At 42.7% G+C, this 16,541-nt stretch carries 16 protein-coding genes and 1 riboswitch; of the genes, 5 read left to right on the forward strand and 11 right to left on the reverse strand.

Going from position 1 to position 16,541, the window contains the following annotated elements:
• Positions 1-12 precede the first annotated feature (12 nt).
• Positions 13-672 carry a riboflavin synthase gene (ribE, locus tag P855_RS0114170; protein WP_028784186.1) on the reverse strand — a complete coding sequence of 220 codons (660 nt, stop codon included), beginning with the start codon at positions 670-672 and terminating at the stop codon, positions 13-15.
• Position 673: 1 nt separating this feature from the next.
• Positions 674-1,771, reverse strand: coding sequence for a bifunctional diaminohydroxyphosphoribosylaminopyrimidine deaminase/5-amino-6-(5-phosphoribosylamino)uracil reductase RibD (gene ribD, locus P855_RS0114175; RefSeq protein ID WP_028784187.1), 1,098 nt, complete (start codon positions 1,769-1,771; stop codon positions 674-676).
• Between the two features lie 239 nt (positions 1,772-2,010).
• Positions 2,011-2,190, reverse strand: a riboswitch (FMN riboswitch).
• Positions 2,191-2,346: 156 nt separating this feature from the next.
• Here ribD and P855_RS0114180 point away from each other — a divergent pair.
• Positions 2,347-2,661 carry a hypothetical protein gene (locus P855_RS0114180; protein WP_028784188.1) on the forward strand — a complete coding sequence of 105 codons (315 nt, stop codon included), beginning with the start codon at positions 2,347-2,349 and terminating at the stop codon, positions 2,659-2,661.
• A gap of 58 nt (positions 2,662-2,719) precedes the next feature.
• On the opposite strand, the gene P855_RS0114185 is transcribed toward P855_RS0114180, so the two are convergent.
• The 4 genes from P855_RS0114185 to P855_RS0114200 all read right to left on the reverse strand — a co-directional run bounded on the left by P855_RS0114185 (position 2,720) and on the right by P855_RS0114200 (position 4,804).
• Positions 2,720-3,169 (reverse strand): OsmC family protein, encoded by a 450-nt coding sequence (locus P855_RS0114185; RefSeq protein ID WP_028784189.1) that lies wholly within the window; start codon positions 3,167-3,169, stop codon positions 2,720-2,722.
• A 94-nt stretch (positions 3,170-3,263) separates the two neighbouring features.
• The gene (locus tag P855_RS0114190) at positions 3,264-3,623 is read right to left on the reverse strand and encodes a DUF488 domain-containing protein (RefSeq protein WP_028784190.1); all 360 of its coding nucleotides are present in this window, start codon (positions 3,621-3,623) and stop codon (positions 3,264-3,266) included.
• A gap of 140 nt (positions 3,624-3,763) precedes the next feature.
• Positions 3,764-3,964, reverse strand: a complete 201-nt coding sequence (locus tag P855_RS0114195; RefSeq protein ID WP_028784191.1) for an SE1561 family protein — start codon at positions 3,962-3,964, stop codon at positions 3,764-3,766.
• A gap of 69 nt (positions 3,965-4,033) precedes the next feature.
• Entirely contained in the window at positions 4,034-4,804 is a 771-nt protein-coding gene (locus P855_RS0114200) for a TerC family protein (RefSeq protein WP_028784192.1), read from the reverse strand.
• 568 nt (positions 4,805-5,372) lie between these two features.
• Here P855_RS0114200 and P855_RS0114205 point away from each other — a divergent pair.
• On the forward strand, positions 5,373-6,470 hold the full coding sequence (locus tag P855_RS0114205; RefSeq protein ID WP_419177272.1) for an AI-2E family transporter: 1,098 nt from the start codon (positions 5,373-5,375) through the stop codon (positions 6,468-6,470).
• A 93-nt stretch (positions 6,471-6,563) separates the two neighbouring features.
• The gene (locus P855_RS0114210; protein ID WP_028784194.1) at positions 6,564-7,751 is read left to right on the forward strand and encodes an MFS transporter; all 1,188 of its coding nucleotides are present in this window, start codon (positions 6,564-6,566) and stop codon (positions 7,749-7,751) included.
• Positions 7,752-7,938: 187 nt separating this feature from the next.
• Here the strand turns inward: P855_RS0114210 and P855_RS0114215 are convergent, their stop codons facing one another.
• From P855_RS0114215 to P855_RS0114230, 4 genes are all read right to left on the reverse strand, one after another.
• Entirely contained in the window at positions 7,939-8,955 is a 1,017-nt protein-coding gene (locus tag P855_RS0114215; RefSeq protein ID WP_051353238.1) for a DctP family TRAP transporter solute-binding subunit, read from the reverse strand.
• Positions 8,956-9,048: 93 nt separating this feature from the next.
• Complete coding sequence (locus P855_RS0114220) at positions 9,049-10,314, reverse strand: TRAP transporter large permease (RefSeq protein WP_028784196.1); 1,266 nt, start codon at positions 10,312-10,314, stop codon at positions 9,049-9,051.
• A 49-nt stretch (positions 10,315-10,363) separates the two neighbouring features.
• A complete protein-coding gene (locus P855_RS0114225; protein ID WP_028784197.1) occupies positions 10,364-10,927 on the reverse strand; it encodes a TRAP transporter small permease in 564 nt (187 codons plus the stop codon).
• A gap of 275 nt (positions 10,928-11,202) precedes the next feature.
• The gene (locus P855_RS0114230) at positions 11,203-12,045 is read right to left on the reverse strand and encodes a GNAT family N-acetyltransferase (RefSeq protein WP_028784198.1); all 843 of its coding nucleotides are present in this window, start codon (positions 12,043-12,045) and stop codon (positions 11,203-11,205) included.
• A gap of 692 nt (positions 12,046-12,737) precedes the next feature.
• On the opposite strand from P855_RS0114230, the gene P855_RS0114235 reads away from it, so the two are divergent.
• Positions 12,738-12,917 (forward strand): SE1832 family protein, encoded by a 180-nt coding sequence (locus P855_RS0114235; protein WP_028784199.1) that lies wholly within the window; start codon positions 12,738-12,740, stop codon positions 12,915-12,917.
• A 44-nt stretch (positions 12,918-12,961) separates the two neighbouring features.
• Here P855_RS0114235 and P855_RS0114240 read toward each other — a convergent pair whose 3' ends face one another.
• A complete protein-coding gene (locus P855_RS0114240) occupies positions 12,962-14,815 on the reverse strand; it encodes a cation:proton antiporter (protein ID WP_028784200.1) in 1,854 nt (617 codons plus the stop codon).
• 408 nt (positions 14,816-15,223) lie between these two features.
• Here P855_RS0114240 and brnQ point away from each other — a divergent pair, with 408 nt between their 5' ends.
• A complete protein-coding gene (gene brnQ, locus P855_RS21065) occupies positions 15,224-16,537 on the forward strand; it encodes a branched-chain amino acid transport system II carrier protein (protein ID WP_037986298.1) in 1,314 nt (437 codons plus the stop codon).
• Positions 16,538-16,541 lie beyond the last annotated feature (4 nt).

Genomic DNA, 16,541 nt, shown 5'->3' on the forward strand with positions numbered 1-16,541 from the left:
CGGTCACCTCTCTCAATTTCCTCCAAACCCGTGTTCATCCAGGAATGCTTTCGTCAAGTTTGAAGATTGGCTCTTTTGGCTATTTTGTCCGGATAGAAAATGGGCGACATATTTACTGATCATGTCACATTCAATATTTACGTCATCCCCCACACCTTTCGCGCCAAGGACGGTATGATCCATCGTGTGTGGAATCAACGATATTGTGATGGTATCTTCACTGACTCCAAACACGGTCAAACTCGTTCCGTCGACAGCGACCGATCCTTTATAAACAAAATATCCCAGTAAATCATCAGATAAAGATATTTCATAATAAACCGCATTCGCGCGGCTGTTTTTGCTTACAATTGTTCCTTTTCCATCAATATGTCCGGAAACCAGGTGGCCCCCGAATCTGCCATCTGCTGCCATGGCCCGCTCCAGGTTCACTTTACTGCCTTTTTTCAATTCATTTAAATTCGTGGCATGATAGGTCTCTGGCATAACATCGAAAGAAATGTTCTTATTTTTGATTTCAGTAATCGTTAAGCATACTCCGTTAATGGAAATGCTGTCCCCGAGCTTTGCATCCTCAAGAATAGTATTAGCTGTAATGGTTATTTCCATCGCTTCTGTTTTAGAGGTGATGGCCTGGATTTCTCCGATTTCTTCTACAATCCCTGTAAACATATTAAGCTCTCTCCTTTGGCACGGCTGTCACTTTAATATCTTCTCCAAGCATTTCCGTCGACTGAATACGTAAATGGAGCGCTTGCTTCAATTGTTCGAACCCTTTACCTTCTACAGGAGTAAGGGCATCTTTACCACCTAACAGCTTCGGCGCGATATAGGCGACCAGTTCACTGATTTTTCCAGCGCGAACAAACGCGTCGGCAATCGTCCCTCCACCTTCTACAAGTAATGAAGTGATATCTTTTTCACCCAAATAGCGCAGCACTTCCGGGATCTTGATTGCGGGAGATTTTAATGAGATGACTTCGACGTGTTCTTTGGACCGGTATGCTTTCAGCTGATGTGGAGATACCCTGCTGCTCGTTATAATCCACGTAGGAGCCTCGTCATTTTGAATCAATTGAGAAGAAAGTGGTGTCCGAAGGTGGTTATCCAGTATGATACGTACCGGGTTTTTTCCATTGCCTTCAATGCGGGTGGTCAATTTAGGATCATCGTTGATCACGGTTTGGACCCCAACTAATATCGCATCACAACGACGACGATAATGATGACCGTCGTTTCGCGCAGCGTCGCCAGTGATCCATTGACTTTCCCCAGTTGAAGTAGCGATTTTCCCATCCAGCGTCATCGCAGTTTTCAAGTAGACGTAAGGCTCACCGGTTTTAATAAAATGAAAAAAATTGGTGTTCATGCTGTCAGCCTGTGCTTCCAAAACACCAGTAGTCACTTCAATTCCAGCGTTTTCCAGCATTTTAATACCTCGACCGGCTACCTTCGGATTGGGGTCATCTGATGCAATTACCACTCGTTTCATTCCAGCATCAATGATCGCCTGTGCGCATGGTGGTGTTTTTCCATAATGACTGCAAGGTTCCAGCGTTACATATATTGTTGCATTATTTGCCTTCTCACCAGCCATTTTCAGCGCATTTATTTCTGCGTGGGCTTCACCCGCTTTCACATGGACCCCAAGACCGACAACTTCATTGTCCTTCACGATCACCGCTCCTACAGATGGGTTCGGCGAGGTCTGGCCTACTGTCGGCTTTGCCATGTCAATAGCCAACTTAATATATTGTTCATCTCGATCCATATGTTCCTCACCTCCAACATTCTGCAGGAAATTCATCCCTTAACGTTCTCAATAGAAAAGCTCGGCTTGTCGCCAAGGCGAAAGCCTTCGTATTTTCTTACATGTTAATCCAGTTAAACCTCTCAAAGGATAAAACAAAAACCCTGAAGAAGGCATACTTCTCCAGGGTCATCGTAAATGTCTTTTTATTTTTGAGTATGCTTAAGAAGCCATACTTTCAGAATTCATGACCATTTACTTCTTTCCTTCTCCCATCCAGACTGTAACTGTCGGCTTTGGACTTTCACCAAATCAGGGGGAACACCAGATGCTTCATGCACCCGTTTCCAAAGTTGCTTTGGAGGCCTTCCCCGTCGCGGGCTGAGAGCATAATGCTCATTACCGCCGGTTGAGAATTTCACTCGACCCCGAAGGAATTCACTTATTCGATTTATATCACTTACCATTAAATATAAAGGAAATAAACAGATTTAGCAATTCTTTCGGTTTAAAACACCTTGTCACATATTTTACCTCTATAAAATTCATCTATAAGGCCACACTAAATAGTAAACAAACAGCGAGAGGTGCTGACCATGAAGCATAAAGAAAAAAGAAAAGACCAGAAGTATACGGATTTCGCTAATGTGGAGACACAACGTAACTTTTTGGTACCCGAGGACTTCCCGGATGGTCCTTATGGTTCCCCGATTCGAAAGGATGAACCGGTTGAATATAAAAGCACCCCATGGAAAGAGGGGCAGCAATATTATAGTAATTTCACATATGAAAACCGGAATTTACACGAGGATCTGCCAAGACAGTATCCACAGGCGCACCCTACTCATGATGATAAGGAAATGGATAGTGAAGCTCCCTATGATAACGCATCAAACAAAGGGGACAGCTAGAGAAAATGGGAATGCCGTGAATGGCATTCCCATTTTTCTCACTCTTATCGTCGCGTCGCTATTCTTCAATGGAGGTATCTGCTTCTAATTCAAGTTCTACATTCCCTTTGATTGCTTTCGATATCATACAACTGGTTTCAGCTTTCTTAACCAGCTTATCCACCCTTACTAACTCGTTTTTTGAAGCATCTTTTTTCAGAACAACCTTAGGGCGGTGAATGATCTTCTGATAGGTGAAAACCCCGTCGGTTACATCTACAATACCTTCCGAGGTAAGCGCCATTTCTTTCAATGGTATACCGGCGCGTTCAATCATAGCTGCCAGAGTGATAATATAACAGGTGGACGCCGCGCCAAGGAGCATTTCATCGGGATTGGTACCGATATCAGGTCCATCCATCTCTTTAGGAATAGATATCTCCGTTTTCAACTTTCCGGCATCTATGTAGCCGACATTATTTCTCCCGCCAGGCCAATCCGCTTTTAAATGGAAATGATGTTCCGTCATCTTCATCCCTCTCTTTCATTTTTTATATCTATTGTATAGAGGAACATGCTTAAATTCCAAAAAAACAACCATGCCCTGCAGCGGCATGATTGTTTTACTGATCTTTCTCAAGCAATTCCTTTAAAACAACAGCGTGGTTATGCTCCTCATTCTTTGCACCGTACAGCAAAACCAGGCGTTCATTTTCGGCCATTTCTTTCAGCTGTTGTAATTGTTGCTTACGCTCTTTACTGTTATCAATTTGTTCTTTGTAGTATTCTTTGAACTCTTCATACTTCTCGGGATCATGATCGAACCATTGTCTGAGCTCTTTACTGGGTGAAATTTCTTTCATCCATTCATCTACCTGGGCTTGTTCTTTTGAAATGCCACGTGGCCATACTCCATCAACAAGAACACGGTTGCCTCCTACAGGATCAGATTCATCATATATCCTTTGTAAAACGATAGACATAATTCAAACCCCTTTCTCATCCTTACCTTTTCTTATTACCTGCTTTGCATAAGAATAAACCTGTTTTTCACCATTTCACCAAAGTCATTCTAAAAATTTTAAATGTACGTTTTCTAAAATGGAAGGATGGAAAAGTCTAATCAGGAAGAAAGATCTTCCTCCCAGTCCTTACGAAAACGCTCGATTTTTATTTCCAAGTCCTTCACCATGCCTGCCAGGTGCTTTAGCTCAGCCGCTCCGGAATTTTCCTCGTCCATAGATGAAGCTACTTCATGAAGCATTTTAATACGGTTCTTTAAATATCTGAATTGTTCGTTCGACTTTTCTGTGGCTTTGCCCAACCATTTCATCTCCTTTAGTAAAATTATTTCACATAAAACAGCCGCACCCCTGGGGTACGGCTGTTTGTCTTATTCTTCCGGAACTTCTTTTTTGCTGGATAAAAACCAGCCAGCTGCTGCGATTAATACCAGCACGCTGTAGAAAATAACTTTCCACAATGTCGAGTGAGCAAAGTGTTCATCCAGAATATGAATATTCGGGTGTGCAAGTACCGATACGACCAGCTTGACACCGACCCAGCCAACAATGACGAAAGCTGCAACTTCCAACCCCGGGCGTGTCTGCAGCAGTTTTACAAAGACATTGGCAGCAAACCGCATGATGATGATCCCAATCATACCACCCGTCAGCACTACGGCGAACTGAGCGCCGTCCAGGCTGCCCACATCAGGTAAAGCTGTACCTGGAAGGGAAACAGCCAATGCTACTGCCGCCAGAATCGAGTCGACTGCGAATGCTAAATCAGCAATTTCCACTTTCAGTACAGTCGCCCAGAATCCTTTACCACGTTCAGGTCCTGCATTTTCTTCTGTTTCTTTTTTATCCTCTTTGCCTTTCCATTTATCATATAAGTGCTTGATGGAAATGAAAAGTAAGTATGCAGCACCAAGAGCCTGCACCTGCCAAACGTCTACCAGGAAAGAAATGATGAACAAGGAACCGAACCGCAATACAAAAGCTCCGGCCAGCCCATAAAATAATGCCTTTTTCCGTTTATCTTCCGGTAGGTGTTTGACCATAATGGCCAGGACCAGAGCGTTATCCGCTGCCAGTATCCCTTCAAGACCGATGAGTACAATCAGTACCCACCCATATTCAATCAATAATTGCGTTTCCATACTAACTCCAGCTCCTCCAAACTAAAAAATGATCTTCACCCATGGCAAAGATCATAAAAACAGACCTTTACCATGTGTGGTAAAGGTCTCGCTAACAACAAACGTTGTCAATAAAGCCGGGGATCACTCCCGAAATGACGACTTTATTGTTTTAAGCTACTCCCCTTTAAGGAAATACTAATGTAATGAATATCATACCATGAAGCGTTAAAAAGTCAATTACTTTCTCTAACGTTCACGGACCATCTATCTTTTTGTCATAGCTGCTATATTCATCCTATACCCATATTCAGCTAAGATAATCCTATTTATTAAATTTTTTTGACCGACCTACCACTATCTTTATTGTTTACATGAAGGATATAATGGATACATAATGATAGTTATTATTTTACATAAGAAAAGCGCAAGCGCCCTGAAAGACACGACACGCATAAGCAAAACGGCTGGAGGAAGATGTCCTTCCCTTCCGCAAGAAGGGTCGCTTATGCCGCGAGAGTCTGGGCGCTGAAGCTAGCCAATCTTCACAGCAAAATCTTATAAATTTCTTATTATTTAAAAAAGGTGTGTGTTTCGTTTGTTGGATAAAGCCTGGTTCAGAGTATTGGTCGCTGCTATCCTTGTTTCCCTGCTGATTTTCTTATTAGCTAAAATTGATTTCATTTTTGATCCATTATTGTCTACCATCGGTGCAGTCGCGGTGCCTTTTATTGGTGCCGGGATTCTTTATTATGTAACACGGCCACTCATGTACTTATTAGAGAAATATAAAGTACCACGGCTGCTCGCTATATTGGCTGTTTATCTGGTTTTGATACTTACCGGATATATCATCACTCAGTTCATAGCACCGATTGCCCAGCAGCAGTTTTCCCGTTTAATTGACAACCTTCCTAAAATGCTTGACAGTGTTCAGCAGTTCATTGTCTATTGGCAAAACAACCAATCGCTGCTTCCAGCGCAAATTTCTGAAGCGATCAAACCGGAAAATATCATGAACAATGTGGAGAAATATTCTGAGAGTGTCACCACCGCACTTATTAATTTTCTCTCTTATTTAGTCAGTTTCATATTTGCTTTAGTACTGGTTCCTTTTTTCTTGTTTTTCCTATTGAAAGACGGGGAAAAGCTGGTACCATTTATCCGCCAATATTTAAATAAGCGAGTCGGCGAAAGTTTTGCAAGGCTGGCAAAATCGGTCGACCATACGCTGCAGGCATTCATCCAGGGGCAGCTTCTCGTCAGCTTTTTTGTCGGTGTGCTGCTTTTGATCGGTTATTTGATCATACATCTTGATTATGCTTTGACACTCGCTTTATTTGCAATGTTAACGAATGTCATTCCATTCATTGGTCCGTTCCTGGCAGTTATCCCCGCGATGCTTGTCGCTCTTTTTCAGGACCCGATCCTGGCAGTATGGGTAGCTGTGATCATGTTGATCGCGCAACAGATTGAGGGTAACTTGATTTCTCCTAATGTAATGGGGAAAGCGTTAAGCATCCACCCACTCACCATCATCACATTGATACTCGCAGCCGGAAGCATTGCCGGGTTCCTTGGTATCCTGTTCGCGATCCCGGTTTATTCCGTCGTCAAAACGATCATCCATCACCTGTACGAGGAGTGGATGGCAAGCCGCGAAAAGAAAATCACAGACATCGATTAATGAACATAAACCCTCCTATCCTTGCGATAGGAGGTTGAATTTTTATGTGATTGCTTTACGATACAATCAATACGTAAAAAGGAGAACACCTTCATGCAGGAAACACCTAAACTTTGGACAAGGCCATTCATTTTTCTATTATTAGGGAACTTATTCACCTTCATGAGCTTCCAAATGCTGCTGCCTAACCTCCCTCCTTATATTGAGTCTATTGGCGGAAATAAAATGGAAATTGGTCTCGTGACCACCATGTTTTCCATTGCAGCAATTCTGATCCGGCCATTTATTGGCCATATCTTGATGACCAAAGAGAGAAAGGTACTTGTTTTAGCAGGTTCCCTTTCTTTACTCCTCATGACACTACTTTACCCAATAACACAAGTTGTTCTTATTCTGCTGATTCTACGATTCGCCCATGGACTTGCATGGGGCTGGTCGACGACTACGAATGGTACCGCAGCCGTAGATATCGTACCAAGAAAACGTGTTGGGGAAGGGATGGGTTACTTCGGACTTTCCATCACAATTGGAATGATCATTGCTCCGAGTCTCGGAATATTCCTTTACCAGCATTACACATTCAATCTTTTGATCTGGATTTCAGCAGCTCTGGGCATTGTTGCCATCCTGTTATTTTCACTCACCAGCTTTCATACACCGGCCAATGTCAAGGAAAATCAGGAAGCCCCTCCTAAGTTCTCATTCGCAGGTTCCTTGATTGAAAAAAGGAGCTGGTACCCGGCACTAGTCACCTTTTTCACAACCTTCGGCTATGGTTCCATTGTTACTTATATCGTTATTTTCGGCACTGAGCGCGGGTTAGATGGGACTTATTTGTTTTACTTATTCAATGCATTATTCGCGACTATTTCCAGGCCGGTTACCGGACGATATTTTGACAGGAAAGGTCCATGGAATCTGATCATGGTATGTACATTGATCGCTTTTATAGCTATGTGGATTTTGGCAATCGCTGATTCAAATATGCATTTGATCATAGCAGGCGCTTTATTCGGTCTCGGTTACGGCTCGATGATGCCGGCATTCCAGGCCTGGGTGATTTCTAAAACGACTACGGCCAGAAGCGGTATTGCCAATGGGATGTTCTATTCTTCGATTGATCTCGGTATAGGGTTAAGTGCTGTTGTATTAGGAGTGATCTATCAATTTGTTGAAACGGCAACCTTATTCAAGATATCCAGTTTTCTCTTCCTTCTTGTCTTTGTCCTGACCTGGTTAGATGCCAGGAAACAGACAGAACCCTGGCAGCCTGTCAGCTGAAACAGAAGCGCGAGCGCTTTGCTCACCCCCATAACCTTAAGCCGACCTCTACGTGACGAGTTTTTTGTATTTTAATACAGACTAACTTTGTTGAAGAATCAAAGTATAAGAAAAACCACGAAGAAAATGAATTCTTCGTGGTTTTTTATTTAAACGAGGCTTGGTATCAGCCCTTAACACATCTAAATTACTCAGCGGTAGCTTTTTCGATTTCTTTTTGAAGCTTATCCAGAATTTTACCATCTACAGTAGAAACTTCTTTACGATAGAAATCACGGACAGGCATAGCTTTTTCTTTGAATGCCTGGCGCTGTTCTTCAGTCAATTCTACAATTTCAGTAGGGTTTTCATCATCGTTCTTGATGACTTTCAGATATTCCTCGTTTTGTTTCTTTTGCTCTTTAAAAACCCAATCTTGCATTTCTTTGGTGGTTTCTTTAACCATTTTTTGCATGTCTTCAGACAAACCATTAAACCAGTCTGTATTCACAGTAGTCATCGCAACATAGTTGTTATGATTGGATAGTGTCATATAGTCCTGTACTTCATGGAAAGAAGCATCCCCGATAAAGAAGATCGGGTTTTCTTGTCCTTGCACCGTACCACGGTCAAGAGCTGTATAAAGTTCAGACCACGACATCGGGGTAGGCTGGGCACCATACGCCTTGTATGATTCAAGAATCAAAGGAGACGTCTGGGTACGCATTTTGAAGTTTTGGAAATCATCCGGTGAATCAATTTTCTTGCTAGACGTCCATTGCATTGCACCTTCTGTCCAGAAGGCTAACGGTGTAATGTTATGTTCTTTATACTTTTCAACCAGATCTGTATTCAAAGCTTCACTCGTATTTAAAATTTCCTGTGTCTTCTTGACGCTGTCCGGGAACAAGAAATGAAGTGCAAATATCTGTCCTTCTTTTACCATGTTACCTGTGAAACCAGGAGACATGACTGCCATCTGTACCGCGCCATTTTGAAGCTGCTCTACCTGGTCACTCTCCGTACCAAGTCCGCCATACTCGTAAACCTGGATGTTGACTTTGCCATCTGACTTTTCCTTCATACGTTTGGCAAACTCTTCTGCATACTCATACTGCACCTGGCCCTTTACTTCTTCCGTGACGAATTTCCAGTTTTGAGTTTCACCGCCGGAGCCCGAACCGCCTCCATCTCCGCCGTTGCCGCCACAAGCTGCCAAAACCATACCCACGGACAACAGCAGTATGAAACTAATTAAACCCTTTTTGTTAAAAATGATAATTACCCCCTACAAATTTTTTATATTATCTCCCACTTATTACAATAAAATAAGTGAGAGCTCCTCAAAGTAAATCAATAAGAAAGAAACAAATACCAACATGATGATGTATGGCGGTGTTCCTTTGATGACCTCCAAATACGGTTTATTAAAAACCGCACTAGCGGTGAATATGTCGACCCCGAATGGTGGTGTTGCAGATCCTAATGCTGCCTGGAATGTGATAATCACTCCTAAATGGACCGGATCGACTCCGGCACTCATTGCAGCAGGGTAGAAAATAGGAGTTAACACTAAGATGACGACAATCGGATCGACAAACATACATCCGATGAAGAAAAATAATGTAACCATAAGCAGAACGAATATCGCACTTGGATCCGGACCAAGCACCGCTTCTGTGATCATCTGAGGTATTCTTGCAAACGAGATGACCCAGGTGAATGCTTGTCCGCCTGCTACTAGTACGAATACTGCAGAAGTAACCAGTCCGGTTGAACGTGCGATTTTAGGTAACTCTTTAATGTGTATGGATCGATAAATCAATACTTCGAGAATGAAAGCGTAAAGAACAGAAACACCTGCGGCTTCCGTAGGGCTGAAAATACCTGCGTAGATTCCGCCGATAATGATGATTGGAAACCCTAAAGGAAGCAATGCTCTTCGGAAATTCCTGAATCTTTCTCCCCAGCTTGATTTTGCAGTCAGAGGAATGTCGGCAATTTTAGCATAAATGATACTGTAAATTGCAAATAAAAGGAAAACGATAATACCCGGAACGATACCAGCAATGAACAAATCGCCGACGGAAGTTCCGGACACAAGACCATACATGATCATTCCGATACTTGGTGGAACAAGCAATGCGATATCACTGGAATTGATGATCAATGCGATCGCAGTAGGATCTTTATAACCGACCTTCAAAAGTCTTTCCCGCATCGGTGTACCGATTGCCACGACCGTCGCCTGGGTAGAACCGGAAATGGCTCCGAATAAAGTACAGGCAGCTGCCGTAGTAATTGCATATCCACCACGCAAATGCCCTATAAAAGAACTGATAAAGTCGAGCAGTCTATTCGATGTTTTACCGGTGGTCATAATATCTGCGGCAAAGATAAATAACGGAACAGCAAGTAATACATAAGGTCCGATTCCCGTTGCAAACTGTTTCATCAAAATCATTGCATCTAAATTTGGAAAGTATAAGAAAAGTACAATCAGTGGTGCCGCCATGAGCGGGATCATCATTGGGAAATTCAATAACAATAGTACAACCATGATTGATAATAGAGTAGCTACCATATTGTTTTCCTTTCTTGATCAAATTTGTGTGCTCTAATAGTAGTGTGAATTATAGGTGAAGTTCCTCTTTCACATCCCGATCACTTAACTCTTTGTCATTATAATCTTTCGCATCTGTGCCTAAGTACACTTCATCCCGGTTTGTGATATTGATAAGCATATTCCGTAAGAACTGTATACCTCCCAGCGTAAAGCCGACAGGAAGTGCAATATACATGTAATAAGATGGAACCTGCATAGCTGAAGTCACTCGTCCTGAATCCTTTAAATCAACAACATATAAGTATGAATAATAAGCGAGTACAAACAAGAAAAGAGCTGTTACCGCGGGGATGAGAATCATAAGTATCTTACGTACTTTGAATGGTGCAAGATCATAAAACGCTGACATACTGATATGTCTGCCTTTTCTGGCGGCGTAACTGATCCCCATAAATGTTGCGATAATGACGGAAAACTGACTTACTTCGTCAGCAAAGGGTGGGGAGTAAGTGAATAATGCTCTTAGAAGAGCTTTACCAACGACCATTACTGCAATGACAATTACAGCATAGCTTAAAATGAATTCTTCTAATTTCAATATGAAATTGTCTAGCATCCTAAGTAGTTTCAATGTAAGTATTCCTCCTAAATTAGTGCAGGAATTATCAGAAAAAAGCTCATGTATTCCTTATCATACCTAATAGATTCCACTTACTCAAACTTTCCCAGTCTTTATAATACGCTTTCAAAGCACAAAATAAGGGATATGACTAAATTAGTAAGCACATAGTTATATATTGTCTGGAATACTGGGTAATCATCCTTATTTTAATATATTATCAGAAAATTCACTATCTTTCTACCTGAAAATTAATTAATTTCTACTATCAGGTAATTATTAGTGCGTTATGATTCACTATTAAAGCGATATACCACCGACTCTCCTATAGGAAAATAGCCTATTTTTTTATAAATGGAATTAGAAACAGGATTATCAGCATCCGTATAAAGACTGCAAAATTGGAAGCCCTGATTCAATAATTTCTTAGTAAGTGACCAGACGGCACTGGTGGCATACCCTTTCCCTTTTTCTCTATCAGGGGTGTAGACAGCATTTACGGTCGCTCCATTCCTGGTGCTCCTTGATTGATTCACCAATGATACCGGCTCGCCATCCACCATCCATAAATGCATGGTACCAGCCGTTATCATACGCCCCGCCAAAACCTCTGCATCTTCTTTTATAGATGTCTCCCCTGTTTCCATTCCAAACCTGTATAGCCAGTCGGCAATCAAATCCGTGTCTGCTTTTACAGCGACTCTTAATTTCCCCTCTTTCAAGGCGATTGGCTGCAACGCATCCAGCCTGTATACGTATTTATTCATATGTACCCTGCTATTCCTGCTGCTTCTTTTTGTGTAAGCATGGATGAATTTTGTCGCTCCTTGCTTTTCACCGACCACGCCACTGACCGGATAATTGTTATGGTAAAGAAAATCTGCTGCTGTTTGAAAAACGGACTGTTCCGCGGTACAAGCTGGCAGTACCCATTGATTGCGCATCGTATGTAAAAGCGTGTAAACGACCTCCCCACTTTCTTCCAACGTTAGTAAATCTGCTTCTGACGGCTGGCTTTTCAATCGCTCTGCAATTCCCAAAGGCAAGTTGTTTAATGCTTCTTTTTGCATTAATAAAGGTTCGACCTTTTCGTAATATACCTGTGGATCTTGATATGTCTTAACTTCCATCGTCTTTCCCCCTTTTATATAAGCTTGTTATTTCTTAGTATCTCCGTTAAAGCTCCCAATTGCAGAATACTCAGTTTCGAGAGAAACTGTCTCCGTTATGGTGATAAGCGTTTGGAGGTCCGGGAAATCACTCGCTTTCCATGGGCGGACGGTGAGCTTCCTCAGGCTCCGCCTTGCGGGATCTCACCATGTCCTATCCTCCCATTGGAGTCTCGCAATTTCCCGGCCCTCCTTGCGTTTGTAAGACTAACGGAAACATCGATATGCGGAACCACCATCTTAACAGCTGAAAAGAGCTTATGTCCTGAATCATTGAGCTTTTCATGCAGAAAATGTGGAAGATATATTCTCACAACGTAGGGTTCGTTCGTCAAAATATGGATAAGGTGGCGGGGAAACGGTGAGACTCCCGTGGGAGAAGGGGCTAGGCGAGACCCCACAGGTCGTGAAACGGCCGAGGAGGCTTGCCAGCCTCCCCCACAGGAAAGCGAATCGTTTCCCAGCCACCCTTTCCCCTGTCTCGGTAACGAACCCAAATTACTTTGAAACTGAGTCTTCCACAATCCGGCCATATTGTTGAATACGACATTTTGGAAAAATCAATAAGGACGTTTAACAGAGTTTTCTGATAAAATTTCAATAACTATACCATACTTGACAATCCCTCTACAATAGAATTAGAGGTGATGACAGTGACAAATAAAGAAATCAAAGATCAAATCGCTGAATTGAAATCAGACTATGTCCGTATTCAGGGAGATTTAGATAAGATTGAAGCTACTGGTGGAAATGTTTCTAATGCGGAAAAGCAATTGCAGCAAATCGAAAAACAGTTGAAAGACCTGAATACACAACTGGCTGAAAATAATTGACAAAGTGCCGGCCGCCAAACAGTTTTGGCAGCCGGCACTTTTGTTTAGGCCTGTTCCGTTTCATTCCGTTGTTCTTCCAGACGCGTTTGTATTTTGTCTCGTTCTTTATCCGGGGGCATGAGGCTGACCACCACGTCTCCCTGTTCTGCTTTTATTTCGAAATCTTCTGTAAAAAAATCAATCTTCCCTGATCGTTTTTTAACAAATAACAAAATAGCGTCTTCATTTTTGTTGTTCATATAATCCTTAAAGCTGTACTTAGAGGTAATATTCGTCTTTCTGAATTTATAACCTTCACCAGTCAGCTGGTTCAGCTTCTCCCAGGAAGCTCCTTCTTCGAACAAAATGCGTCCACCAATCGAGTGGACCAGTCCCTCCAGATTGTCTCCACTCTGGTTACGCAGGCTCAATTGATAAAGATTATTCCTGCCGAAAGTCGGCACGAACGTGGTGCAAATGAGAGCATTATACGAATCCAGTTCCGATGCAGCAATCAAATATTCAAATGGCGTCATATCCATGGTATATTCCGTCTGTTCCGAAAGTATCTCTCCATGATAAATGGGAACACCGGCACGTCTTGCTGTCGTCAACCGCTCCCAGGATGAGTCGATGATCATCACTGGAACTTTCAATTCTTCCAATGTTTTTGCGAGCGCGACTGTAAACGTACTGCTGCCATTTATCAATACTCCAGGTGGACCTTCCATGGATAAATTCAACTTCTTAGCCAGCCACTGGATTGAAAAGCCATGGGCCACGACCGTAGAAAATACCAGCGCAAACGTAATAGAAATAAGCAGGTTGGCATCTTCATACCCTTCATCCAATAGCACACTGGCAAAATAACTGGATACAGTCAAAGCGACAATCCCACGTGGAGCAATCCAGCCGACGAGCAGTTTTTCTGATTTTGTAAGATCTGTTCCTATCGTTGAAATCCAGATTGATAGCGGCCGGACGACAAACAACATCAGTAATACAAACCCGATAATCTGGATATTTAATATCTTAAACAATGTTTCGGGTGTCAAAGAAGCTGTCAGCATGATAAAAATCGTTGAGATCAACAACAATGAGATATTTTCTTTAAAATGCCTCATATCGGAAATAGAAGGGATATGCAGGTTTGCCAGCGTCATCCCCATTGCTGTCACAGCAAGCAAGCCGGTTTCGTGGGTAATCTCATCTGCAACCGTGAAACAGGCAATAACCACCGTGAAAACAACAGGTGATTTCAAATACTCCGGTACATATCCCGTTTCAAACATCCAACCGACGCCTCTTCCGCATGCCCAGCCGAGAACAATAGCAAATAACGAGGCAAGGAAAAAGGAGAGCAGACCAATGACTCCGACTTCATCACTGAGAATAAAGCGGATGAACTCGAAAGCAAAAACAGCCAACAAGGCACCAATCGGATCAACGATAATACCTTCCCATTTCAAAATCTTAGCTGGTCGTGCTTTTAATTTGGCCTGCCTTAATAAAGGAAGGATGACAGTCGGACCTGTCACGATGAACAACCCTGCAATGACAAAAGCCACCGCCCAGGACAGGCCAGCCACATAATGGGCGGCAAACGCACCAAGAATCCAGCTGATAAAAGCCCCTACTGTCACAATCCGAACCACAGGACGACCAAGACCCTTTACTTCTTTAAAGTCCAGATTCAGACTTCCTTCAAAGAGAATGATAGCTACAGCCATCGCAATGATCGGACGATAGACTGCGCCGAAATCCTGTTCCGGATTTATCAAACCGAAAACGGGCCCTGCTAACAAACCGGCAATCGACATCAATACAATTGCAGGAAGTCGAAACCTCCAGGCTGCCCACTGGGAACCAATACCTAAAAGTCCGATAAGCATAAATTGCAATAAAATAGAATCGATCATGACATATCCCCTTTGCCCCCCGTTTGAGAAGGCACCCTTCTTGTTGACTCCTAATATATAAACTTAGCAATATTCTATAGGTCTGATTTTTTGATGTAAACTATTACGATTAGGATCCTTACCTTTACCCATATGTCAGATACGTTAACCCTAAGGTTAAAATTGACAATAGCTGCAGTGATAAAAATATATTGACATCGATTTTCCCGCTTGATAATATTAGCTCGTCTTGTAAATATTCAAAAAAATCTGAGATGCTCCAACCGGTTCAAATCAGCATCTCCTCAGTTTCCATGACATACATGAAATGAACGACAAGGGTTACATTATGTGTAGGGTCGTCCCTCGCCAGGGACGGTTTTTTTACGCCTTCGTTCCCTGCGTGCAGAAGGAGGAAGTTTTATGAAAATGAAATCAAGCGATATTCTGTTTATCGGTTTTATGTTATTTGCATTATTTTTCGGGGCTGGAAACCTTATCTACCCACCTACTTTAGGGGTAGAGTCCGGCACTTCGTATTGGCCCGCTATTTTCGGGTTTGTATTGACGGGTGTGGGTATTCCCATCCTTACGGTTACCGCAATCTCACTGGTTAAAAATGGAACGATTGAGTTAGGCAGCAGGGTCCATCCATTATTTGGACTTGTTTTCACCTCGGTCGTCTATTTGGCTATCGGTCCGTTTTTCGGCATCCCCAGAGCGGCCAATGTCGCTTATGAGATGGGAGTACAACCGCTTGTAGACGGTGGAAATACTGGAGTATTATTAATTTTTACTATCATCTTCTTCTCCCTGGTTTTTTGGGTGAGCCTGAACCCTTCTAAATTAGTGGATCGTGTCGGGCAATGGCTGACTCCGCTATTATTGCTGGCGATTATTGGTCTTGTGCTCGGAAGTTTCTTTTTATTAGATGGAGCCGTTCAGCAGCCAGCAGAAAAATACCAAGCTTCCCCGTTTTTTACAGGTTTTCTGGAAGGTTATTTGACAATGGACGCCATCGCGGCACTGGCATTCGGGATTATTGTCATTACCGCCTTGCAGGACCGTGGGGTCACAGATCGTAAGCAACTGACATCTTTCACCCTTAAAGTAGGGGCCGTTACGGCAATTGGGCTGACTACAGTTTATGCATCTATTGGCTGGATTGGAACAAAGATGGCTACAAAAGGTTCCTATACTAACGGCGGGGAGATTTTAACCGGAGCAGCACAACTGATGTACGGACAGACTGGCACACTACTGCTTGGTGTAATTGTAGCGCTGGCTTGTTTCACAACATCGGTCGGACTGACTGTTGCCTGCGGTCAATTTTTCAGCAAAACCTTTCCAAAGCTTTCTTATAAACTGGTTATTACCTTGGTGACAATCAGCAGTTTTGCTGTTGCCAATTTAGGATTAGAACAAATCATTGCATTTTCTGTTCCAGTGTTGGTTTTCATTTACCCGATTGCCATCGTTCTGATTGCGCTCGCTTTTGCCAATCGGTTGTTTAACGGCTCTCCGTTCGTTTATCGTGGTGCTATTTTGCTTACAGCAATCACCAGCTTATATGATGGCTTGGCAGCTTTCGGAATGGACTTATCAAGTGTGGAACCACTGATGCAGCAATTACCTTTCTTTTCCCTTGGCCTCGGCTGGGTTGTCCCTGCACTGGCTGGAGCTTTAGCGGGCGGACTGCTGCAACTGCTTGTAGCATCCAATGGCAGAAAAGTAATCAACTAACTAT

Origin of the sequence: Thalassobacillus devorans MSP14, from assembly GCF_000496835.1 — a bacterium.
GTDB lineage: Bacteria > Bacillota > Bacilli > Bacillales > Halobacillaceae > Thalassobacillus > Thalassobacillus devorans_B.

What these genes read in the sequence shown, in the direction of transcription:
- P855_RS0114190 (WP_028784190.1), bottom strand. Translation starts at nt 3,623, where the DNA reads ATGTCTATCGTTTTACAAAGGATATATGATGAATCTGATCCTGTAGGA.
- P855_RS0114230 (WP_028784198.1), bottom strand. Translation starts at nt 12,045, where the DNA reads ATGGAAGTTAAGACATATCAAGATCCACAGGTATATTACGAAAAGGTC.
- P855_RS0114200 (WP_028784192.1), bottom strand. Translation starts at nt 4,804, where the DNA reads ATGGAAACGCAATTATTGATTGAATATGGGTGGGTACTGATTGTACTC.
- brnQ (WP_037986298.1), top strand. Translation starts at nt 15,224, where the DNA reads ATGAAATCAAGCGATATTCTGTTTATCGGTTTTATGTTATTTGCATTA.
- P855_RS0114180 (WP_028784188.1), top strand. Translation starts at nt 2,347, where the DNA reads ATGAAGCATAAAGAAAAAAGAAAAGACCAGAAGTATACGGATTTCGCT.
- P855_RS0114240 (WP_028784200.1), bottom strand. Translation starts at nt 14,815, where the DNA reads ATGATCGATTCTATTTTATTGCAATTTATGCTTATCGGACTTTTAGGT.
- ribE (WP_028784186.1), bottom strand. Translation starts at nt 672, where the DNA reads ATGTTTACAGGGATTGTAGAAGAAATCGGAGAAATCCAGGCCATCACC.
- ribD (WP_028784187.1), bottom strand. Translation starts at nt 1,771, where the DNA reads ATGGATCGAGATGAACAATATATTAAGTTGGCTATTGACATGGCAAAG.
- P855_RS0114220 (WP_028784196.1), bottom strand. Translation starts at nt 10,314, where the DNA reads ATGGTAGCTACTCTATTATCAATCATGGTTGTACTATTGTTATTGAAT.
- P855_RS0114185 (WP_028784189.1), bottom strand. Translation starts at nt 3,169, where the DNA reads ATGACGGAACATCATTTCCATTTAAAAGCGGATTGGCCTGGCGGGAGA.
- P855_RS0114215 (WP_051353238.1), bottom strand. Translation starts at nt 8,955, where the DNA reads ATGGTTTTGGCAGCTTGTGGCGGCAACGGCGGAGATGGAGGCGGTTCG.
- P855_RS0114210 (WP_028784194.1), top strand. Translation starts at nt 6,564, where the DNA reads ATGCAGGAAACACCTAAACTTTGGACAAGGCCATTCATTTTTCTATTA.